This is a genomic window from Brooklawnia sp. (assembly GCF_049651565.1).
Lineage (GTDB): Bacteria > Actinomycetota > Actinomycetes > Propionibacteriales > Propionibacteriaceae > Brooklawnia.
This window is the reverse complement of sequence record NZ_JBASCI010000120.1, coordinates 1-22798: the sequence shown is the minus strand read 5'-3', so window position 1 is coordinate 22798 and position 22798 is coordinate 1. Positions and strand designations below refer to the sequence as shown.

The following is a 22798-nucleotide window of genomic DNA, read 5'->3' as shown; positions in this document are numbered from 1 at the left end:
GCAGCAGCCATGACGGACACCCAGAACCATCCCGGCGAAGAACCAGACGCCGCGACGAGTACACCGCAGCAGAGCGACCTCGACTACAAGATCAACCTGCTGTTCGGCGGCTCGGTCGTGCGCAAGGACCTCGTGAAAGCCGTCAAGGGCAACGCGATCGTCCCCTCCTACGTGCTGGAGTACCTTCTCGGCCAGTACGCCGCGTCCGACGACGAGGCGACGATCCAGGCCGGTATCGACGCGGTGCGCAAGATTCTCGCTGACCACTACGTACACCGCAACGAGTCCGAACTGGTGAAGTCCACCATCCGCGAGAAGGGCCGCCACCGGATCATCGACAAGGTGACCGTGACTCTGAACGACAAGCAGGACGTGTACCAGGCATCGTTCGCCAACCTGGGCCTCAGCGGTGTGATCGTCGAACCGGCGACCGTGAAGGCGAACCCGAAGCTGCTCGTCGGCGGCGTGTGGTGCATCTGCGACATCGAGTACTTCCACAGCGACGACGCTCGCGTTGTGCCGTGGATACTTGGGAGCCTGAAGCCGATCCAGATGTCGAGCTTCGACTACGAGGGCTACCTCGAATCACGCCTGGGATTCAACACGGAAGAGTGGATCGACCTGCTGATCCAGTCCATCGGGTTCAACCCCGAGATGTTCGGCCGCCGTGCAAAGCTCCTGCAGCTCGTGCGCCTCATCCCGTTCGTTGAGCGCAACTACAACCTGGTCGAGCTCGGGCCGAAGGGCACCGGCAAGTCCCACATCTACTCCGAGTTCTCGCCCCACGGCATGCTGATCTCCGGTGGCGAGGTCACCGTCCCCAAGCTCTTCGTCAACAACGCCAACGGCCGCATCGGCCTGGTCGGCTACTGGGATGTTGTCGCGTTCGACGAGTTCGCCGGAAAGAAGAAGCGCACCGACAAAGCACTCGTCGACATCATGAAGAACTACATGGCGAACAAGTCGTTCTCCCGTGGGGTGGAGACACTCGGCGCCGAAGCATCGATGGTGTTCGTGGGCAACACCTCGCACAACGTGCCCTACATGCTCAAGCACTCCGACCTCTTCGACGAACTGCCCGAGGCGTACCACGACTCCGCCTACCTCGACCGGCTCCACTTCTACATCCCCGGCTGGGAGGTAGACACCATCCGCAGTGAGATGTTCTCCGCCGGCTACGGCTTCGTCGTCGACTACATCGCCGAAGTGCTGCGGTCGATGCGCAACACCGACTACTCCGACCGCTACCAGCAGCACTTCACCCTCGGCTCAGACATCTCCACCCGCGACCGCGACGGCATCCACAAGACCTTCTCCGGCCTGATGAAGCTCATCTACCCCGATGGCAAAGCAACCCCAGCCGAGATCGAGGAACTGCTCCGCTTCGCCATCGAAGGACGCAAGCGCGTCAAGGACCAAATCCTGCGAATCGACACCACCATGGCCGCCGTCAACTTCGGCTACAGCGACACAACCGGCACCTGGCACGGCGTCACCACCCTCGAAGAAGACGAGTACCCCGACTACTACCAAGCGCGATCGCCCCAGGCCGACGACGCAGCCTCGACCGCTGAGGCTGACACCGCCGACACGGAGCCCACAACGGCGATCCAGCCATCGGACGAGCGGGCGCCTCAACTATTCGAGGGACACCGAGAGTTCCAGGAGAACCAACGCGGAGTCTCCTACGAAGCGCTGCTCATGCCGTACCTCCGCGGTGCAAGCGACATCACCATCGTCGACCCCTACATCCGGCTGCCGCACCAAGGGCGCAACCTCGTCGACCTGCTCGCTCTACTGGCAGCCTCCAAAGACCCCGCCGACGAAATCACCGTCACGCTCGTGACCAAGGAAGTCCGAGGCGAGTACGGGCAACAGCACCTCCTCATGCTCAAGGACATCCAAGACAGCGCCGCCACCGCAGGCATCCAGTTCACGGTCACCTGGGACGAAACCATCCACGACAGGTCAATCCGCACCGACCACGGATGGAAGCTCCTCCTTGGCCGAGGACTCGACATCTTCCAGAAGGGCTCCGGCAGCCCGTACGACCTCGGCTCCCGACGCCAAGAGTTCCGCCAGGTCTTCGCGTTCGGCATCACCTACATCAACGAAGGCAACGGTGGCTCATGACCGACATCAGCATCAACGGGATCCCACATAGACCCGTGTTGGGCAACTCTGATGACAGCCTCAGTCCGGAGCGCCTTCGTACGATCGTTCAGGACTCCCACCTGAGTTTCCTGATTGGCGCAGGTACTCCTTCATCGTTCTTCGGTCTGCTTGGAAACGTGGAAGAGGCGCTGACGGAACTCGCTGAATCAACTGCGGACAACGACCTGAAGACGGTCGTCCGGGCGTCCATTTACGCATACTTCTTCGACTCAGTACTCGTGCCGAATCTAAAGGTCGTTGAGCGCCATGCTGACGCAGAATCCGTTCTGACCTCGTACGCCAAGTTCCTGCGGACTATCAACCGCATTCTTCTCAAGCGTCACAGCTCCATACTTGCCAGGCAAGCCAACATCTTTACGACGAACATCGACATGGTTTTCGAGGTCGCAATGGAGCAGATGGGGCTCGACTTCAGCGATGGCTTCAGCGGCAAGATTCGACCTCGATTTGACCTTGGCGATTTCAACACCATCCGCCTCCGCATGTCTAGCAGGTTCGAGCAGCGATCAGAGGTGCCGGTGTTCAACCTCTTGAAGCTTCATGGCTCGGCCGCATGGCGCCACGAGATTGGAGTCGCGGGACGGACCGAGATAACGTTCGACCACGGACTGACTGTCGTCTCCGAGGTCAAGACGGCGCTCGCTGCAGCACGTGAACACCTCATCGCAATCAGCAGCCCGGCCGAGGTGGATGCGACAGACCTCGTCGCGAAGGCAACCTCGGGACCAATGCCTGACGCAGTTCGCGGATTCGTCACCGCATACGACAAGCTCGGCATTGTCAACCCTGACAAGCGGAAGTTCGCCACAACTGTCCTGAACGAGACCTACTACGAGTTGATCCGCCGATTCGCTAATGAGTTGGAGAAGGAGAATAGTGTCCTGTTCGTTCACGGTTTTTCCTTCCGAGATGAGCACCTCCGTGACGTTGTGCTGCGTGCCGCTCGCGCGAATCCGACACTCCAAGTGATTGTCTTCTGCTACGGCCGGGCCGATCGTGCGGAGTACCAGAAGCTGGTCCCCGACATCGACGTCAAAAACAGCAACATTCTCTTCATCGTTCCCGCGGTTCCCGAGGACGGTAATGACGAGATCAAAGCGACTCTCGACGCTGTGACCCGCGACTACTTCGCTCCGATCATTGCGGACAAGTTCGCCGAGCCGGACCAGCGGATCGAGCTTGGTATCCGTATCTCGTCGGGCGAGAACGCTGATGCTTGAGGGCGACGCTGTTGAGCAGGAAGATGTCTTCCGGGTTGGTCGCGTCGTCTCGGTCGAGGGAAGGCAGGTTCACGTGGCCGTCGACAAGCTCAAGAACGGCGCGCACCTGCTCTTTCAGGGCGGCATCGTCCGCAACGTCGCGGTCGGAGGCTACCTCAAGATCACCAAGGGGTTTTCGGAACTGATCGCCAAGGTCGACGGCGAGCTCATCGAACAGGATCGCAGCGCGTCCCCCATCTACAAGCGCGGAGTCGATCCGATGAACCGCCGGCTCCAGGTCAGTCTGATCGGGTATATCGAGGGCGGGCGCTTCGAGCGGGGAGTACGAGAGCTGCCTCTCCTCGACAACGAGTGCTTCATCCTCACGGAGGCTGAGTTTGGACTCATCCACTCCTTCGTCGAAGATTCAGACACGCCCATCGAGGTGGGTGTCCTCGCGATGGAACCGACACAGAGCGTGTCCGTGGGTGTGAACTCCATCTTCGCGAGCCACGTTGGAATCTTCGGCAACACTGGCAGCGGCAAGTCGTACACGCTGGCCAAGCTCTACCACGAACTGTTCGCGCGATACGGCGCATTGGATACCTTCCGCCAACGGTCACAGTTCGTTCTGATTGACTTCAATGGGGAGTACCTCAACCGCGACGCTTCGGGCGGGGACAACCGCTCCACTTCTGTGATGACGAGTGATGCGAATAAGCGCGAGTACGCGCTAAGCACTCGTAGCGGTAGTGGTCCACGTCTACCGCTTCCATCGAACGCGGTCAGCGACCTCGCCTTCTGGACGGTACTCCTCGACGCCACAGAGAAGACACAGGCCCCATTCCTCGCGCGCGTCCTCAACAGCGACTACTGGGATCGACGGCTCGCAGACCCCAACGACCTTTCGACCGTTCTTGGCGACATGGTCCTCCGCGCCACGAAGAGCAGCGACAAGTCCGTCGACCGACAGACGCTACTGAACCTCCTGGCTGAGGTCCAGACCTGTCTCGGCTCGACGGCACCCCAAGAGTTGGCCGCCGTGATCGAAGATTTCCAGACGAACCTCCATTACAACGCGACGCAGGGAAAATTCTTCTGGGGAGAATGGACCAACTACGTCGATCCCGATCATTCAACCTGGGAGTCACTGACGAAGGACAAGATCGTGGCTCTCCCGATCGACTTTTCGACGATCGAGCCGGGGATCGACCTGATTCGCTTCAAGATCGTGCTCCAGTACTACAACGACATCATCAGTGGCTTCTCCAACCGCGAGCACCTGTCGCCTCTGATCAAGCGTCTTGAAACCCGAGTGCCCGACATCAAGAAGCTGATCACGGTTGAGGACGACGGCGACCAGTACGATGCGCCCTTGACGGTTGTGTCGCTGCGTGATGTCAACTTGTCGATGCGCAAGGTGATCCCGATGCTGCTGTGCAAGCATCTCTACGATCTAAAGAAGGAGACAGACCCAACCAACGCGCGGTACCTAAACCTCATTATCGACGAAGCTCACAATATATTGTCCTTGGAATCATCACGCGAGAGCGAGGCTTGGCGCGACTACCGACTTGAGACGTTCGAAGAGATCGTCAAGGAGGGCCGCAAGTTTGGGGTGTTCTTGACGCTGGCCAGCCAGCGCCCCCACGACATCTCACCGACGATCATTTCGCAGCTCCACAATTACTTCCTTCACCGTCTTGTGAACAATCTCGATGTGCTGGCGATTGAGAAGGCGGTCTCCTATCTGGACCGGGTGTCCTTCGAACAGTTACCCATCCTTCCAAGAGGCGTCTGCGTGGTCGCTGGCGTATCAGCGCAGGTGCCGGTGATCGTGAGGATCAGCCCTCTTGCACCGGAAACGGAGCCCAACAGCCGGACGATGTCTATCGCTGCCGATTGGCTGAGGCCCTTGGAAGAAGCGCCGCTCTCAGCGCTGGATTCTCCCGAAGCGCTCGGAGACGACGCTCCACCATTCGCCCAGCCGGAGTCCGAACCCTCTCCCTGGAGCAGCGAAGACCCGCCGTTCTAGGCCTTTGGACCCACGAGGGATCGGAGGGCTGAGCACGCTTGAAGCGGAAGCACTCCGTTTCCGAGGGCGGTGATCTGCTGGTTCTGCGTCAGCTCGCCAGCATCAGTGACCCATCCGGCCGGTAGCCCCATGAGCCACTCGACGAACGCTGGCGCGGGGCGAGGTCCGTCGGTGTCGTTCAGGAGCGCCGGGGCCGGGGCGGGGCGTCCGGTGATGTGTTCTCAGCGGGCGATGGCGTCGGCGTAGCGTCCCCAGCGTTGAACAGTCCGTCGATCAGGGACCACAGTGTCTCCGACTCGCGCCTCTTGGTCGGTGAGCCATGCGGTCCGTGGAGAGCGAAGTCGATGATCTGGTGCGAGAGCGCGATCGTCCCTCGCCTTGCCCGTACCTGGTCGAGGGTCTCGCCGCCGCGTGAGGAGTCGGTCGCGAGTGGGGTGCGGAAGCGTGCGGTGGGCGAGGATGAAGATGCGGAGGCGGTGGTGAGGAGCGCCGACAAGGGAAGCCGGTAGGCCGATCCATCGTGCATCCAGCCGCAGGTCGGCCAGATCGCCGAGAACGGCGCCGTGAGCCCGTAGAGGTCGAGCTGCGTTGTCTCCCAGATGCCACGGGTCGGGTTCCAGCTCGCGAACGGCTGCGCCGTCGGGGGTTGCGTCGCCGGGGTTGCGTGAGTCATTCCGGTCTCCTTCTGTGGTCGGTCGCGTCGCTGGGGAGGACAGCAGCCCTCGGACGTTCTCGATGACGACCCATTCGGGTTTGAGTGTGTCGATGGCTTCGGCCATGTGCGCCCACAGGCCGGAGCGGGTGCCGGGCGCGAGGCCTGCGCGTTTGCCGACGGTGGATACGTCTTGGCAGGGGAAGCCGCCGATGAGGATGTCCACGGGCTCGACCTCGTGCCAGTTGATGGTGGTGATGTCGCCGAGGTTCGGGACGCCCGGCCAGTGGCGCGAGAAGACGGCGGAGACGGGTTCGTTGAGTTCGGAGAACCACACGGTTTCGGCGTTGAAGGCGTGTTCGGCGGCGAGGTCGAGGCCGCCGTAGCCGCTGAACAGCGACCCGATCTTGAGTCGCGGCGGCTGGTCTTCCTTGTCGTGCATGAGGGCTCCGAATGACGGGCGACCCCGACTCCAGTTCTTTGAGTTCTGATGCCGGGCTGGTCACCTGTCAGGTGCACGAGCAGGCCACGCCTTGCTGCCCTCATCACGTCGGGCCTCACCGTCACTCGAACGCCCGCCGTACCGATTCCGACTACCCAGGCCGTTCGTCTCTCGGACCCACCTCCTGAGAGGACACGCCTCTTGCAGGTCGAGGTAGAGCCCCTGGGCAGTGGCGTTCGGGAGCGGTTCTCTGGTGCTCACCTGCTCGTCAGGACGGGAGGCAGCGATGACGGTTTCGATGCGCGTGATGAGCGCGGGCGATGGCTACAAGTACCTGCTGAAGACCGTCGCGGCCGCCGACGGAGACCGGTCTCTCTCGACGCCGCTGACCCGCTACTTCATCGAGGAAGGCACCCCACCAGGCCGGTGGCTCGGCAACGGCGTTGCTTCGCTCGGCAAGGGCGAGTTGGTCGTCGGCGACTGCGTCTCCGAAGACCAACTCCAGCTCCTCATGGGCTCTGGCTGCGATCCGATCACCGGCAAGCAACTCGGGCTCGCATTCCCCGCTTTCAAGACGACAGAGCAGCGGATCGAGGCCCGGATCGCGAAGCTCGATGCCACGCTGACGCCTGGCGCGAAGGGTGAGGCCGTCGCGCTGATCGTGGCTGAGGAGAACGCGCGGGCTGGGCGTCGTGCGGTGGCCGGGTTCGACTTCACGTTCTCGATCCCGAAGTCCGCCAGCGTGCTCTGGGCCGTCGCTGATGCAGGGGTGCAGGCGATGATCGGGGCTGCGCATCACCGTGCGGTTGCGGAGGTGGTTGCGTTCATGGAACGGGACGTTGCGGCTACCCGTACCGGTGCAACCGCAGGTGACGGGGCCGTTGCGCAGGTCGATGTCGAGGGGCTGATCGCGACCGCGTTCGATCACTTCGACTCCCGCGCGGGCGACCCCCACCTCCACACCCATGTCGTCATCAGCAACAAGGCCAAGACGAAGCTCGATGGGAAGTGGCGCTCACTGGATGGCAGGCCGATGCACGCTGCCGTCGTCGCGCTCTCGGAGCTGCATGAGGCGGTGTTCGCGGACCACATGACCCGCATCTTCGGCGTCGAATGGGAGGCCCGCGACATGGGCCGCGACCGCAACCCTGCCTGGGCGATCACCGCCGTGCCGGAGACCCTGGTGAGCGAGTTCTCCAGCCGCGCGCGCCATATCGACATCGAGACCGACCGGCTCATCGACGAGTACGTCGCCGCGCGCGGTCGCCGCCCAACACCAGCAGCGTTGATGAAGCTCCGCGCTCAGGCCACGCTCTCCACGCGACCGGACAAGCAGGTCCGGTCTCTGGCTGATCTGACCGAGGAGTGGCGAACTCGAGCCACCACGGTCCTTGGCCGGGATGCGACCCGGTGGGCGATGGACGCGACTGACAACGACGGACCGTTGTTGCTGCGTGCCGACGACATCCCTCTTGACGTGATCCGCGACATCGGCCGATCCGTCGTCGAAACAGTTGGTGAGAAGCGTTCGACCTGGCGCCGGTGGAACCTCATGGCCGAAGCCGCGAGGCAGACGATGGGCTGGCGCTTCGCCACCATGAACGACCGCGAATCGGTGATCGCGATGGTCACCGACGCCGCCCAGCTCGCATCCCTTCGGCTCACACCGCCCGAGCTCTCGCTCTCGCCAGTCGTGTTCCGGCGCGACGACGGCACCTCGGTGTTCCGTCCGGTCAACTCCGCGGTCTTCACCTCCGAGGGCCAGCTCGCTGCGGAAGACCGGCTGCTCGACCGCTCCCGTGACCTCACTGGCCCGACCGTCACCCTCGCGACCGTCGAGAAGATCGCCCGCAAGCCCGACGCGGACGGGCTGGTGTTGGGTGAGGATCAGGCCGAGGCGTTGACGCGGATCGCAGTGTCGGGTCGGGTGCTCGACGTGCTCGTCGGTCCCGCCGGGGCGGGCAAGACCACCGCGATGAACGCGCTCCGCCGTGCATGGGAAGCCGAGCACGGCAAAGGCTCCGTGGTCGGGCTCGCCCCGTCGGCGGTGGCCGCGCAGGTCCTCGCCGACGATCTCGGGATCGCCACCGAGAACACCGCGATGTGGTGGCAAAACCACCTCACCAAAGGGCACACCTTCACCGCCGGGCAGTTGGTCATCGTTGACGAAGCCTCCCTGGCCGGCACTCTCTCCCTGGACCGGATCACTGGCCTCGCTCAACAGACGGGTGCGAAGGTGCTGCTCGTTGGTGACTATGCCCAGCTTCAGTCGGTGGATGCCGGGGGTGCGTTCTCGATGCTCGCCCACGACCGCACTGACACTGTCGAACTCATTGATGTCCACCGCTTCCACCAGCCGTGGGAGAAGCTCGCCTCCCTCGACCTGCGCCACGGCCACACCACAGTGATCGACACCTACCTCGCCCACGGCCGCATCCAAGACGGCGACACCGAGACCATGACCGACGCCGCCTACACCGCCTGGCTGGCCGACCGAGACGCCGGACACATCACCGTCCTGATCGCCGAAACCCGCGAACAAGTGACCGCGCTCAACGAACGCGCTCGCGCTGACCTCCTCATCGACGAGACCCTCACCCAGGATCAAGAGGTCGAGCTGCACGACGGAACCCATGCGGGCATTGGGGACACCGTCATCACCCGCCACAACGACCGGAAGATCACGGCCGGCAACGGCAACGACTGGGTGCGCAACGGCGACATCTGGACCATCACCGACGTTCGAGGCGACGGCAGCCTCACGATCCGCAGACCAGGCCGCTCCTACGGTGGCGCGATCGTCCTGCCCTCCGCATACGTCGCCGAGCATGTCGATCTCGGATACGCCATCACCGCACACCGAGCCCAAGGCGTCACCACCGACACCGCTCACGTGCTGGTCGAGCCGACCGCGACCAGGGAGAACTTCTACGTCTCCATGACCCGAGGCCGAGCCTCGAACCACGCCTACGTGATCCTCGACCGTGCCGACGATCACCAGCAGCCGCACCCCGGCGATGACCCGAACGCGTCCAGTCGCAGCGTCTTGACCGGAGTGCTCCAGCACGTCGGCGCAGAACTGTCGGCCCACGAGACGATCAAAGCCGAGCAGGAACAGTGGAGGTCGATCGCGCAACTCGCCGCTGAGTACGAGACCATCGCCGCGGCCGCACAACACGACCGCTGTGCATCCCTCGTCCGCGCGTCCGGCCTCACCGTCGAGCAAGCCCAAGCCGCGGTTGAGTCCGAAGCCTTCGGCCCTCTCACCGCAGAACTCCGCCGCGCCGAAGCCAACCACCACGACATCGAGACCCTGCTGTCACGCCTCATCCAGGCCCGCGGCTTCGCCGACGCCGACGACATCGCCGCCGTCCTCCACTACCGAGTTGCCCGTGCCACCGCACACCCCGCCGGATCAGGACGAGCCCGCAAAGCGCCCAAGCTAATCGCAGGGCTCATCCCACGCGCGAGAGAAGTGCGTGACGGTGAGATGCGAGCCGCGCTCGACGAACGAGAAGCACTCATCGAAGCCCGCGCAGATGCCGTCCTGGACGCCGCTCTCACCGACAAGGCACCCTGGACGAGAGCACTTGGTGCATCACCCAGCGATGCACGGCGAGCAGAAGTATGGCGGAAGGCGGCGAGGGTGGTCGCCGCGTACCGAGACCGCTACCGCATCACCGACGAGCCGCCGCTCGGAGCACCGCCCGTGTCCGAGGCGCAGAGGATCGACGCTGCCCGAGCGCGTTCCGCAGTCACGCAGGCCGCCGAAGCCGCTGGTGCCCGCGCGCAACGTAGCGAGCCTCGACCTGTCTTGCAGAGGTCACTCGGTCCCTCGCTGTGACCTGAGCCCGAGGCAGTGTCGGAGCGGCGACATAGAATAGTTACATGGGTGTAGTTCGTGCAAATCCGTCAGATGCCGCTGGCGACGTGCCGCGTGCTCTGCACGAAGTCAGCACCCAACTCCGGCCCGAGCTGGACTCGGGCCGGTTCCAGATACTGGCTCTGGATGGTGGCGGCGCTAAGGCGCTCTTCACCGCCCATGTGCTCGCCAGGCTGGAGCAGGACCTCGGCATCAGCATCAGCAACTCATTTGATCTGATCGCAGGGACCTCAGCAGGCGGGATCGTGGCGCTCGGACTGGGGGCGGGCCTCACACCGGGCGAGATCGTCAGTCACTACGAGGCGCTGGTAAAGACCGTCTTCCCAGTTTCGCGGAGACGACTTTGGCGGCGGCCGCGCCAGCTGACCGCGCCGATCTATGACGGTGACGTGCTGCGATCGGCACTGACGGAAGTGCTCGGGGATCGAACGCTCGGCGAAAGCACGAAGCGCCTAGTCATCCCATCGTGGGACGTCCAGCGTGGCGCCGTGCACATCTTCAAGACTCCCCATCACATCAGATTGACCCGGGACTGGCGCATTCCGATGGTCGACATCGCGATGGCGACCTCGGCGGCGCCAATCTACTTCCCGGCCGCACGCGTAGACGGGCAGCGCCTTATCGACGGCGGGGTGTGGGCCAACAACCCCTCCGTCGTCGCCATCGCTGAGGCCGTGAGCATGCTCAACGTGCCACTGGGATCGATCAGCGTCCTCAACGTGGGCACCATCGACCAACTCACAAACCACCCCAAGCGACTTGACCGCGGTGGGCTGTTCAACTGGGCGAAGCCGATCGCGCCACTCATTCTCAACGCCGGGAGCCGAGGAGGACAAGGCATCGCAGAGCATCTGATCGGTAGGTCCGCCTACACCAGGTTCGACGCGCGAGTCCCAGGCGATCTGTATGCACTCGACTCAGCCGACCCACACGACCTTGCCGGTCTCGCGGCGTCCGTCAGTCGCGAACTCAGCCCCATCTACACCGAGCGGTTCGCGACTCATCGCGCACCCGAGTACACATCCTTGATCGGAGACCCACATCGCGGCGACCCGACCAGCAAGTCGATCACGGAGGTCTCCGATGAAGCTCACTGACTACTTCAATGTCCTGCTCAAGGACACCGTCAACCTCGGCCAGGTAAAACTGGATCTACTTGACTCGCGAGTTGAGTCGGTCTACAAGGCACTAAAGGCCGACGATCAGATCGGCTCGCTCATCCAGGGCAAGACGCCCCAGGGTTCATGGGCTCACAGGACCATCATCAACCCCGTCGGCAACAACGAGTTCGATGCGGACTTCATGCTCAACGTGAGCGAGAACCCGGACTGGGCTGACGACCCCAAGCAGTACATCGAGGCGGTCTACGCGGCGCTGCACCGGCATAGCACCTACGGGAACATGCCGCACTCACGGAAGTGTCGCTGCGTTCGGCTCGTCTACGCGAACTCAATGCACCTGGACATCGTTCCGCATCTGAACCTCGCCGACGGACGCGAGGTCATCGTGAACCGTGACGACAACGACTGGGAACTGACCAACCCTCAGGGGTTCACGGATTGGATGAAGGAGAAGGATTCGCTTGCGAAGGGCAACCTCCGCAAGGTCATCCGACTGATGAAGTACCTGCGGGACCACAAGAACTCCTTCACCGGCACTCGCTCCATACTGCTGACGACGCTGCTCGGCGAGCAGGTCACTGCGCTGCGCACGCTGATCGATCCGAACTACTACAGCGACGTCCCGACCGCACTCCTGCACATCGTCAACGACCTCGACGCCTGGCTTCAAGACCGCCCGACCAAGCCGTCCATTCCGGACCCGTCTGGGTCCGGTGTGACGTTCGACCATCGGTGGGAGCAGTCCACCTATAGCTACTTCCGAGACCGCATCCATGTCCACGCCGCGGAGATCACGGAGGCGTACGAGGAGGAGAACAAGGAGCGCAGCATCGAACTATGGCAGGGCATCTTCGGTGACGGCTTCAAGGCACCGACCACGGCGTCTAGCAACTCGAAGTTCCCGGCAGCAACTCCAGCAGCCGCTTCCACCGTGGGGCGGTCTGGTCGCGCAGGATGAGCCGCCACCACCGGGCCACGCTGTCGGCCTGGCAGAAGCAACTCGTTGACGAACTGAAGGCGCTCACCAGGGGGCACTCCGGTGAGGTCCGGATCGTTCAGCAACCTCAACTCGACCCGGTCGGCGACGCCTCTCTCCGAATCCGACTTCATACCGCAGACATCCCGCGCTGCCCGGGCGGGCTGACACTCGGCGACGACGAAGAGTTCATCGTCAGGATTCACGCCTCGCTGTTCCTGCCTCCGAGTATCGAAGTTGACCACGCTCGCTTCCTCGGGTTCCCGCACGTCCTCCAAGGCCAGCGGCTCTGTATCTACCTCGATCCCTCGCGCGAGTGGCGCCCATCCGATGGGATGGCCGGGCTCCTCAGCCGACTGTGGCAATGGCTCACTGACGCCGCTGGCGGAGTGTTCGACGCCTCGACCGCGATGTATCACGCAGTCGGTGGCGTGCTTCACCACGCGGTCGACACGCCCACCATCGTCGTCCGCGAGTCAGGACCGACGAAACCGCGACAGATCGCTCAGCTCATCCGTCGCTCAGCTCATCGGTACGATCTCACGTACTCGACCGGCGGGGATGGACTTCGCGCGCCCGTCTTCACGCTCGCCAGCGACCTGCCCTTCGGCGCGGCCTCGACTTTCGCGCTCTTTCTCACACTGCTGGACGATCCGTACCTCGATCGAGTCGAAGGACGCCCACCACGAGTGTCACCTCAGTCGCCCGCGTTCATGACCTCCCTACTTTCCAGTAGTCTGCGGAACGCCGATGGCAGCGGGCAGTACTTTGTGCTTGCTGTACCCCACCCTGCAGGTGGGCCGCATCACCTGCTCGGCGGTCGCCTTCCTGCCACGATCGCCGATGCCCTGCGACGCATCGCCCGGAGGCATGGCACCGCAATCAACCTCGATCCAGCGATCATCAACGCCGACATCCCCATCGAATGGTGCAACATGTCAGACGAACGAGAAGCAGTTACTACCCGACGCGACGACAACCGTCCTGTCAACGGATTCCAGGGGAAGTCTGTTCATGTCTGGGGGTGCGGTGGTCTGGGGTCATGGGTGGCTGAGTTCATTGCGCGCGCTGGAGCCACCCACATCACTGTCTGTGACCCCGGCGTCGTCACTGGCGGACTTCTCGTGCGACAGAACTACACGGAGGCCGACATCGGTCGGACGAAGGCCGACGCTCTGGCTACGCGGCTTCGGGCGGTTCGTGATGACCTCAGCGTCACTGTCGCCGAGGGGAGCATGCCCGATTCGGTTGATGCCCTCGCGGCTGATCTCATCGTCGATGCGACCGTGAGCCACAGCGTCACGACCTGCCTCGACGCGCTTGCTGGTGTGGAGCGGAAGGCTGTCATCGCTCAGGTGGCTACGGACGCAGGCTCCGGGACCGTCGGCATCGCCAACATCTGCGCACCCGATTCCGAGCTCACGCCATCTGCTATCGACGAGCGCGCAGGGAATACCGTACTCGCTGAAGGTGGACTTGAGCTCTACCATCCGCTATGGCAAGAAGCGGCCGACGGTGACGAACTGATCCCAACGCGAGGGTGCTCCGTACCCACCTTCCACGGTTCAGCCGCAGACCTCGCCGCCGTGGCTGCAACGCTCGTGAACATGATCGGCCTCCACCTACAGCAGACACCGCCTATCGTCTCGGGAACGCACCTCATCGCTCTGCCTCACGCGCCATCGGGGCCAAGGCACCACTTCGTTCCGCTCCCGGCGGACAATCCTAGGTAGCGGTCGCCCGATCTGCCGCGCGTCCTCGCCGTTCGCGAGCCGACGCTAGGGGGCGCAGCCTGGACGCCAGACCCGGGCGCCCCCTTTCCAATACCACTGCACCGACGTAGGCTTGAGGTTGAGGCGGATTTCTCCTTACCTTTGGGCCGTTCGCGGCAGACCTTCGGGTCGCTCTCCACGCACCGTCTCGACGAAGCAGGCGCGTGTTGAGAGGAGCCCATCATGATCCGCCTACTGTGGACCACGAGCATCGAGGTCCGATACTTCCTCCGGCGCTACATGCCGAGCAACATCGTCCTTGATCTGCTCCGCACAAGGCAGGGACTCAAGTGGGGCATCCCAGCGATGCTCCTGGCTGTTCCCTACGTGGCTGTCGCCCACTGGTGCACCACCCTCATCGGCGACGGCGGCCCCGGGTGGCTTCACCTCGTCGTGTTGGTCTGCATATGGAACGCGCTCAAGATGACGCTCTTCGGTCCAATGAGTCTCGTGATGCTCGTGAAGGTTCGCGCTCGCGAACGCCGTGCGCGGCGTCAGCGCGAGAGTGGCGGCGCGGCAGCGCTGCCCGAGTTTGCTCGCAGTGAGCACTGACCTCGGGTGCCAGCCTGCCGCACTGGGTAGATCATCCCTAAAGGGTCCGTGCGGGCTCGGATGCGGACCGTCGAGCCTGACCCCCGCCAAGTTCCGCTCGCAACGCCGACGCCTGACGCGAGCCCTGGTGTTCCGCGAGACCCGAAAGGTCTGCCGAATCGGCCACCAGCCACGCGACGCCGGTCTGCAACAGACTGTGCGGTCCCGCACTCGATGCGCTCGTCACCGGCCCGGGGACTGCTCCCACTCCTCGACCCAGCTCCGAGGCGCGATGCGCCACCGCCAGCGAGCCCGAGCGGAATCCGGCCTCGACAAGAACCGTCGCCGACGAGAGCGCCGCCATCAAGCGCGCCCGAGCGATGAAGCGATGTCGGGTTGGAACAGTACCTGGCGGAACCTCGCTGACCAGCACCCCATCTGCCACGCGGTCGAGAAGGTCGCGGTGCCCAGCAGGGTAAGGCCGGTCAACCCCGTTGGCGAGAACGGCGATGGTATCGCCGCCGGTTGCGAGAGCAGTCTGATGTGCAACTCCTTCGATCCCGTAGGCACCCCCGGCAACGACAACTCGGTCGTCAGCAGCGACGGAGGCAGCGAGCTCGCGAGCTACATGATCCCCGTACGAGGTAGACGCCCGCGCTCCGGTGATCGTCACGAAGTCGCGCAACGGACGAGACAGGAAGGAGGACGCGCCGCGAACCCACAGCACGTACGGTGCAGCTTCCCCCAAGTCGTTGAGGGCACCGGGCCAATGAGCGTCGCCGGGGATCAGGGCTCGGACTCCTGAGGCCGGCGTTGAGGGCTTGTGATGCGAGGTTGGCGCCTCCCACTGTGAGGTCGCGGCTGGCGTCGGCCTTCAGTTGTTGTACGGCGGTGGTGTCGAAGGTGCGTTCGATGCTGGTGTTGGCTGTCTGTGCCGTCGCCAGGGTTGAGGAGTAGACGATCTTGCGTGGCGCTTTCCAGACGTCGGAGAACTCCGCGGTGAGGGACGACTGTGCGGCCAGGGCGGGCAGGGTCTCCCAGGGGGCCATCGTCTCGTACAGGCGGCGCCCGTAGAGGAAGGTCCCCACGGTTCGCAACAGGCCGATGTACGCAGTGAACACGTCGTCGTCCATCGATCCGAAGTCGTAGACGCCGTGCCGGTCCTCGAAGTAGCCGTCGAGGGACACGTTGTTGATGTAGATGAGCTTGGCCATGTCCTACACCTCGACCTGTGCGGCACCGGCGCGGGCGAGCGCGACGTCGAGTTTGGCGAACGCTTCTCGCCACCCTTGCTCGGCCGACGCCGCGATACGGCCGGGGAGCCACTGGCGGATCTCGATGCGGGTGCGGCCGTCGGCTTCGTCGTGGAACTCGACTCGCAGGCCGGTCTCGAACGGCTCGATGCCGTCCTGGAGCCGCCCGGTGACGCGCATGACCCCCTCGATGAACTCGTTCTCGGCGACGTCCGCCAGGTCGAGCTGGACGTGGACGCGTAGATCTGGCCTCGGGCCTCGTTGTGCGGGGTGCCCGGCTCGACGGCGGCGAACGCGTCGGCCCAGTCACGGGGCGAGAGGGTGGCGCTGCCCCAGGGGGTCTCGACCTGTACGTGATCGGTCGGGGGCTCCTCGTAGAGCGCGACAGCGGGTTCGATCGCGGCGACCATGTCGGTGCGGGCCTTCAGGTCGGCGACGGCCGGGTCGGGTTCTGGCGCAGCCGTGGATGCCTCGGGGACCAGGTCGGTCAGGGTGGCGACTTGGACCCCGTCCTCGCCGAGGCTGGGCAGCACGTCGGCGATGTACGACAGGTAGGGACGGTGCGGGCCAAGGACCAGCACTCCGGACCCGCCGCGGGCCAGTCGCGGGTCGGCATACAGCAGGTAGGCCGCGCGGTGCAGCGCGACGACGGTCTTGCCCGTCCCCGGGCCGCCGTCCACGAGCAGCGGGCCGTGGGCGTCGGCTCGGACGATGGCGTCCTGGTCGGCCGCGATCGTGCCGAGGACGTCCTGCATCCGGGGGGTGCGGGCCTGGGCCAGGCTGGCCAGCAGCGCCGAGTCACGATCGGGGGCGAGCCCGCGGGCGCTACCCGGTGTGAAGAGCTCGTCCCAGTAGTCGACGATCTGGCCTCCTGCCCAGCGGTATCGGCGCCGGCTGGCCAGACCCATCGGCTGAGCCAAGGTGGCCGCGAAGAACGGTCCGGCGGCCGGGGAACGCCAGTCCACGAGCAGCTGCCCGCCGGTGGTGTCCTTGATCCCGACCCGCCCGACATAGACGACCTGGCCGTCGGTGGTGACCATCCGGCCCAGACACACATCGAGCCGGTAGCGTCCCAGCAGCCGCAGGCGCGCGGCCAGCCGTTGGGTCTGCAGGTCGCGTTCGAGCAACTCCTGCCCGGCCCGGGCGGGAGCCTGCCGGAGCTGGTCGAGCTGCCGTTTCAGGTCGGCGGTCATCTCGTCCAGGGCCGCAGCCATGGCTGTGAAGTGGGCCTCGTCGGCCCCGGTCAGATCGTCGCCTGCCTTGGCGGCCAAACGGGTGGGCAGGTCGAACACGGGCGGCGCCGTCAACGGGTCTCCTTCACAACATACGACAGGTAAGCCGAGCCGGTCACGGGCGCGTGGTCCCCTCCGTCGCCGACTCCTCGGCGACGGGGACCACCGAGGAGGCCGTCACCCGGTGGGCCTGAGGTGCGGGGATGCCGCGAAAGACGACCAGGGCGAGCAGGCCGGCGGCGAGCATGAGCGCAGTCGGCAGCCAGGCGACGTCACCGAAGGCCGCCGCGACCTGCGGGCCGACCTGGGCGCGGGCGGTCGGGGACAGTGCGGCCAGCTCGGCGACGGTCGCTGGCCCCGTGGGCAGACGCACCCCGAGCCGGGCGGTGAGCAGCACCGAGACGGCGGCGACGCAAGCTGCTGCGGCGATTTGGGCGCTTACCTGCAGCGCGGTGGTGGCAGAGGGGACCTGCGGGCCGGTGAGGTGGCGGACGGCGGTGGTGGAGCCGGGCATGATGACGAACGCCGACCCGAGGGAGTGCAGTGCCCACAGGGCCGCGATCATCCAGGTGGCTGCGCCGGCGGTGAACGCGATGGCGAGGCCGGCTTGGGCGAGCAGGGAGAGCGCGATGCCGGCGCCGATGACCTGTAGCGGGGTGCGGCTGTCGATGAGGGTCCCAGAGGATCGGATCACCGCGGCGGCCACGACTGCGGCCGGGGCCATGAGCAGGCCAGTCGTCAGGGCGGGCTCGCCCTGGGCGACCTGCCAGTACAGGGGCATGAGGATGAGCCCGGCCATGGTGGCCCCCGTGTACAGGAACAGGACAGCGGCCGCCCCGCCGACCAGCCGGTCACCGAACAGTCGCAGGTCCAGCAACGGTGCCGGGGCCCGTAGCGCATGGACCACGAACGCGGTGATGAGGACCGCGCCGACCGCGAACAGGACAACCACGGTGGGCGGGAGGGCGCCTGGGGTCATGAGCGAGGTCCCCAAGACCAGGGCGGCCAACGCGGGAGGCAGCAGCGCCAGGCCGCGCCAGTCCAGCCGGCCCTGTGGGGTCGCCGTTAGTGCGGGCAGGTTCCGCATGCCTAGCCCTATGGCGGCGGCACCGATCGGCAGGTTGATCAGGAACATCCACCGCCAGGACACGGTGTCCAGCAGCCACCCGCCGAGGACCGGCGCAAGGATCGGGCCCAGCATGAGCGGCAGCCCGAGCAGCGCCATCGCCCGACCCCGCTCCGCCGGCGGCGTCGAGCCCAGCACCAGGGTCATCGCCGCCGGGGTGACCACCCCGCCGGCCAAGCCCTGCACGACCCGGAAGGCGATGAGAGACTCCACATTCCACGACGCCGCGACCAAAGCTGAGCCGGCCGCGAACACCGCGACCGCGGCGAGGAACACAGTCCGGGACGAGAACCGGTTGATCAACCACGCCGCCACCGGGAGGACGGTGGCCAAGGCCAACGCATACCCGGTGCTCACCCACTGGATGACCGGCAGCGACGCCCCCGTCGCGGCCGCCAGCTTCGTGATCGCGACGTTCACGATGGTCGCATCGACCGGCACCATGACCGCACCGAGGACCACCGTCCACACCACGGTCAGCCGAGATGGGCCAGAACGAGCCAAAGAGACAGACAAACCAATTCCTTCGTGATGGCGGGCGCAAAGGTCCCTGCTGCGGGCAATCGGACTTCCCAGGAGCTTGCGGGTCTACTCGCCTCGGCACTAGCGCCTGACGACCACGCCGCTGCAGTAGGCCTTCTCACCGAATGCCCTCCTAGCTCGGTGTCATTGGACGGGTGCAGCGCTAGGAGCGTCGGCCCTCAACCTCAGACAGAGCACCCCTCCTCCGCTCCGGCGGCAGCCCCCTGCGCACGACAGGGGAAACCACAATCGGAGGATCCTACTCCGCTTTGAGGGGATCAGGCAAGTGACACGGAGTGCTAGTCTCCGTTTATGCCGGCGAGGGAGAGCATCGAGCAGAGGGCGCCGGGTCGCGCCGACGCACGACGCAATCGGCGGCGGCTTCTGGATGCCACCATCGACCTCGTGCTCGAGGTTGGTGGCGAGCCGACCCGCGACTCCATCGCCCACCGAGCCGGGGTGGGGATCGGCACGATCTACAGGCACTTCCCCAGCCAGCAGGACCTCCTCATGGCGGTCGCACTCGACCTGCTCGACCGCGCCATCGAGGCGGGAGAAAGGGCGCTTGCCGAAACCGCCGAGGGGCAGGGCGCACTGGGACGCTACCTGCACTCCTCGATCGACGTCGGCCTGGGCGCCCTGAGCATCATCTACCCCCTACTCGAGTCACCCAGCTGGCCCGACCGCCGAGTCCGCGCCGAGGCCCTCATGTCCGCACTGGTTGACGCCGCCCGCGCCAATGGGGAGATCAACGCTGCCCGCGGGGCTGAGGAGATCGTCTATGCCGTGCTGCGCTTCGGGCGCCCATTGCCGATCGGGCTACCGCTTCAGGAGCAACGCGACATCGCCCACGCCCAAGTGGACACCTTCCTGGCCGGAATGGCGACCCACGCGCGGGTCACTGCGGCCTGAGCAACCGCCGCCACATCTCCAAGTCCCCGTTGCCGCAGCACCCGGTTCGAGCCATGTGACACATAGGGAATGCGGGACAGGTCCTCGGTGCGTTCCGCCAGCGGCAGACAGTGCCGCTCATCCCAGTCCGAGGGACGGGTGCCCGGTGTGGCCGAGAACTTCTGGCCCAAGTTCTCACACCCCTGGCGACGTGGGGTGACGGCCCACTTTTAGATCCGCGTGCTACCCATCGGCTCTGCTCGGTTAAGTGGCGGGCCGCCGCGCCAGGTGTCTGCCGAGCAGGACAACACATCCCAGCATGGCCACGAGCAACAGACTGCTCAGAACCGGAACGCTGTCCAGGGGCAGGGTGAACGCCATCACCAGGCGCGCCCCTGCGTCGATGAGGAACGCCGCGCCGAAGGCGAGGGTCATCCGGCGCATGAGAGATCGGAACCTCGGCTCGTTCTGCCATGCGTCCTCCCACTCCGTCGCGGTCGCGGCCGGCAGGAACGGCATCGTCGCGGTGAACACCGCCGGGCGTGTGGCGAGGAGCGAGCCGAGAAGCCACAACCCCACGACCACAGTGACCCAACTTCCCCGGGCCATCACGACCCGGGGATCACCGTCGAGCAGGCCAACCACGGTGCCAGCGAGCAGGAGGAGGACCACCAGGGCTGAGAGCGGCTCGACCCGCCTGGCTCGAACGACCGTGTAGATCATCCGGGCTGCACCCAGTGCGACTCCGACGAGCAGCGCTGTCGTGGGCCCGAATCCGGCTCTTCCTACCTGAGGTGGGGGTGGGCGAGTCCGCCGCCGATGAGCAGCATGCGTAGCCGGTAGTGCTCGCGGTTACGGAAGCCGCGGGCGATGCGGCGGTGGAGCTCGATCAGGCCGTTGATCGCTTCGGTGCCGCCGTTGTTGGCGCGGCCGGTGTCGAAGTAGGCCAGGAACGCTTCCCGCCACTGCTTGAGGGTCTTCCCGAGTCGCTTGATCTCCGGGATCGGGCAGGTCGGCAGGCTGGCGAGGACCTTCTCGGCGATCCGCCGGCCTTCGACCGGGCTCGTGGCCTTGTAGGCCGACCGGAGCTGTTGGGCACACAGCCAGGCGACGAGCACCTCGTCGTGACGTTCGTCGGCGGCGATCGCCTTGTCGAGGCGTGCGCGCTGGCGGTCGGTGAGCTTCTCCTGGCCGCAGCGCAGGATCATCCTGATGCCGTAGAGCGGGTCGTTCTTGCGGCCGCGGTGGCCGTGGATCTCCTGCTGGACCCGGCGCCTCACTTCGTCGACGGCCTGGGTGCCGAGGTTGACCACATGGAAGGCGTCGAGCACGGCGGTGGCGTCCTCGAGCTGGTCGTCGATGGCGTTCTTGTAGCCGTGGAACGGGTCGAGGGTGGCGACCTCGACACCGTCGCGGAAGTCCTCGCCACGCTCTTTGAGCCAGTCGCTGTAGGCCTTCCCGGACCGGCCGGGCACCAGGTCCAGCAGCCGCGCCCTAGGGTTGCCGTACTCATCGGGAGTGAGGTCGACCATCCCGGTCAGCTGCTTGGGCCCACGGCCACCATCTTCGATCGGGAACTCGCTGACGTGGTGCCAGTTGGGTCGGCCTGGGGCGCGGTGTCGGGATTGCTCCCGGTCCGTTTCCCCAGGCCGCCCGCCGAACCGGACGTGCGACTTTCACCGCATCCGGCTCTCCATGAGAGAGGGCTGGTTCAGCTGGTGGTGACAGCTGGCCGGTCCCAGGGGGTAGGAATGTGGTAGCCGCGGTAGCGGTACCTGGTCACCGGGACGCTGGCGGCGCCGGTGAACCTCTTCCCGTTGTGAGCGAGGCGCCAGGTTCCGGGCAGGCAGTACCTGCGGCGGAGTTCCGGCCATCCGAGTCGGCGGTGCTTCTTGCGTAGCCATGCCGTGATCCGCTCCCACGTGTAGGAGTCGATCGCGGCGAAGGTTGCTTTGGCCACCGCATACCGGAAGTAGTTCGCCCATCCCCGCAGCACCCGCCCGAGATAGTCCATGAGGTATCCCGGGTCCTGGTGCAGGGTGTTCCTGTAGGTCATGGTCTTCACCCGCTGTCTGATCGAGGCGATCGCCTTCTTCGCGGGCAGGGTGTAGACGTACCACTTGTTGCTGCCTCGTCTCCGCATCCGTCGGATGTGGAAACCGAGGAAGTCGAACCCGTGGTCGATGTGGACCACGCGGGTCTTCTCCGGCGACAGACGCAACCCCATCGGGGCCAGCACGTCTGCCACCTCGTGACGCAACTGCTCGGCGTGTTCCTGCTGACCCTTCACCACGATGACGAAGTCATCGGCGTAACGGATCAGCCGGTAGGACGCTTTGCCGTGGTCACGGCGCCAGGCCCGCTTTCCGGCCGTGCCCATCTCATGGTCCCAGCGGCGAGTGAACTCGTCATCGAGGACTGATAGGGCAATGTTGGCCAGCAGCGGGGACAAGATCCCGCCCTGTGGGGTGCCGGTGATCGTCCCCTCGGTCGTGCCCACCGTGGTGAGCACTCCCGCTTTCAGGAACGCCTTGACCAGCGCGAGCACCCGCTTGTCACCGATCCTGCACCGGAGCCGGTCCATCAAGGCGGTGTGGTCGATCATGTCGAAACACGCCTCAATGTCGGCCTCCAGCACCCACTCATACGATTTGCTCGCGAAGTGGTGGATCTCGGCGACCGCGTCCTGCGCGCGCCGGTTAGGTCTGAACCCATAGGAGCACGACTTGAAGTCGGCCTCGAAGATGGGTTCCAGGACCAGCTTCAAAGCTGCCTGCACCACCCGGTCGGTCACGGTCGGGATGCCCAACTTGCGCAGCTTGCCGCTGGCCTTGGGGATCATCACCTGCCGCACCGGCACCGGCCTGAACTCTCCAGCCCTCAACTGGGCTCGAATGTTTCGCAGGAACTCCTCCACCCCGACCCCGGAACTGATCCGTGCCACGGTGACACGGTCCACCCCGGGAGTCTTGGACCCCTTGTTCCCGG

Annotated in this window: 16 protein-coding genes and 2 pseudogenes; 10 read left to right on the top strand and 8 right to left on the bottom strand. The window is 65.2% G+C overall.

Annotated elements, in window-relative coordinates; translation table 11 throughout:
* Nucleotides 1-9: 9 nt before the first annotated feature.
* The 3 genes from brxL to WBL05_RS05910 are packed head-to-tail and all read left to right on the top strand — an operon-like array spanning nt 10 to nt 5409.
* Nucleotides 10-2133, top strand: coding sequence for a BREX system Lon protease-like protein BrxL (gene brxL / locus WBL05_RS05920; RefSeq protein WP_424224426.1), 2124 nt, complete (start codon nt 10-12; stop codon nt 2131-2133).
* The gene (locus WBL05_RS05915) at nt 2130-3395 is read left to right on the top strand and encodes a hypothetical protein (RefSeq protein WP_424224424.1); all 1266 of its coding nucleotides are present in this window, start codon (nt 2130-2132) and stop codon (nt 3393-3395) included. Before brxL ends, WBL05_RS05915 begins: the two co-directional genes overlap by 4 nt.
* Complete coding sequence (locus tag WBL05_RS05910) at nt 3388-5409, top strand: ATP-binding protein (protein ID WP_424224422.1); 2022 nt, start codon at nt 3388-3390, stop codon at nt 5407-5409. Before WBL05_RS05915 ends, WBL05_RS05910 begins: the two co-directional genes overlap by 8 nt.
* 221 nt (nt 5410-5630) lie before the next feature.
* Here the strand turns inward: WBL05_RS05910 and WBL05_RS05905 are convergent, their stop codons facing one another.
* Nucleotides 5631-6503: a DNA cytosine methyltransferase gene (locus tag WBL05_RS05905; RefSeq protein ID WP_424224421.1), complete on the bottom strand. Its 873-nt coding sequence runs from the start codon at nt 6501-6503 to the stop codon at nt 5631-5633.
* Nucleotides 6504-6789: 286 nt separating this feature from the next.
* Between WBL05_RS05905 and mobF the strand changes: the two genes are divergently transcribed.
* From mobF to WBL05_RS05880, 5 genes are all read left to right on the top strand, one after another.
* The gene (mobF, locus tag WBL05_RS05900) at nt 6790-10347 is read left to right on the top strand and encodes a MobF family relaxase (protein WP_424224420.1); all 3558 of its coding nucleotides are present in this window, start codon (nt 6790-6792) and stop codon (nt 10345-10347) included.
* 44 nt (nt 10348-10391) lie between these two features.
* A complete protein-coding gene (locus WBL05_RS05895; protein ID WP_424224418.1) occupies nt 10392-11483 on the top strand; it encodes a CBASS cGAMP-activated phospholipase in 1092 nt (363 codons plus the stop codon).
* The gene (locus WBL05_RS05890) at nt 11470-12465 is read left to right on the top strand and encodes an SMODS domain-containing nucleotidyltransferase (RefSeq protein WP_424224417.1); all 996 of its coding nucleotides are present in this window, start codon (nt 11470-11472) and stop codon (nt 12463-12465) included. The genes WBL05_RS05895 and WBL05_RS05890 overlap by 14 nt, the downstream gene beginning before the upstream one ends.
* Nucleotides 12462-14216: a ThiF family adenylyltransferase gene (locus WBL05_RS05885; RefSeq protein WP_424224415.1), complete on the top strand. Its 1755-nt coding sequence runs from the start codon at nt 12462-12464 to the stop codon at nt 14214-14216. The genes WBL05_RS05890 and WBL05_RS05885 overlap by 4 nt, the downstream gene beginning before the upstream one ends.
* A gap of 222 nt (nt 14217-14438) precedes the next feature.
* Entirely contained in the window at nt 14439-14807 is a 369-nt protein-coding gene (locus WBL05_RS05880; RefSeq protein ID WP_424224413.1) for a sulfate permease, read from the top strand.
* A 37-nt stretch (nt 14808-14844) separates the two neighbouring features.
* Here WBL05_RS05880 and WBL05_RS05875 read toward each other — a convergent pair whose 3' ends face one another.
* From WBL05_RS05875 to WBL05_RS05865, 3 genes and pseudogenes are all read right to left on the bottom strand, one after another.
* Nucleotides 14845-15534 (bottom strand): DNA-processing protein DprA, encoded by a 690-nt coding sequence (locus WBL05_RS05875; protein ID WP_424224412.1) that lies wholly within the window; start codon nt 15532-15534, stop codon nt 14845-14847.
* 67 nt (nt 15535-15601) lie between these two features.
* Nucleotides 15602-16000, bottom strand: a pseudogene (locus WBL05_RS05870) (dihydrofolate reductase family protein); the annotation flags it as partial.
* 3 nt (nt 16001-16003) lie between these two features.
* Complete coding sequence (locus tag WBL05_RS05865; RefSeq protein WP_424224411.1) at nt 16004-16219, bottom strand: hypothetical protein; 216 nt, start codon at nt 16217-16219, stop codon at nt 16004-16006.
* A 380-nt stretch (nt 16220-16599) separates the two neighbouring features.
* Here WBL05_RS05865 and WBL05_RS05860 point away from each other — a divergent pair, with 380 nt between their 5' ends.
* The gene (locus WBL05_RS05860; RefSeq protein WP_424224410.1) at nt 16600-17376 is read left to right on the top strand and encodes a hypothetical protein; all 777 of its coding nucleotides are present in this window, start codon (nt 16600-16602) and stop codon (nt 17374-17376) included.
* 10 nt (nt 17377-17386) lie between these two features.
* Here WBL05_RS05860 and WBL05_RS05855 read toward each other — a convergent pair whose 3' ends face one another.
* Nucleotides 17387-18868, bottom strand: coding sequence for a DHA2 family efflux MFS transporter permease subunit (locus tag WBL05_RS05855; RefSeq protein WP_424224408.1), 1482 nt, complete (start codon nt 18866-18868; stop codon nt 17387-17389).
* A gap of 363 nt (nt 18869-19231) precedes the next feature.
* On the opposite strand from WBL05_RS05855, the gene WBL05_RS05850 reads away from it, so the two are divergent.
* The gene (locus tag WBL05_RS05850) at nt 19232-19831 is read left to right on the top strand and encodes a TetR/AcrR family transcriptional regulator (protein WP_424224406.1); all 600 of its coding nucleotides are present in this window, start codon (nt 19232-19234) and stop codon (nt 19829-19831) included.
* Nucleotides 19832-20074: 243 nt separating this feature from the next.
* On the opposite strand, the pseudogene WBL05_RS05845 reads toward WBL05_RS05850, so the two are convergent.
* From WBL05_RS05845 to ltrA, 3 genes and pseudogenes are all read right to left on the bottom strand, one after another.
* A pseudogene (locus WBL05_RS05845) lies at nt 20075-20584 on the bottom strand (VC0807 family protein); the annotation flags it as partial.
* 11 nt (nt 20585-20595) lie between these two features.
* Nucleotides 20596-21381, bottom strand: a complete 786-nt coding sequence (locus tag WBL05_RS05840; protein ID WP_424224454.1) for an ISL3 family transposase — start codon at nt 21379-21381, stop codon at nt 20596-20598.
* A 140-nt stretch (nt 21382-21521) separates the two neighbouring features.
* On the bottom strand, nt 21522-22798 hold a 1277-nt coding region (gene ltrA / locus WBL05_RS05835; protein WP_424224404.1), incomplete at its 5' end, for a group II intron reverse transcriptase/maturase.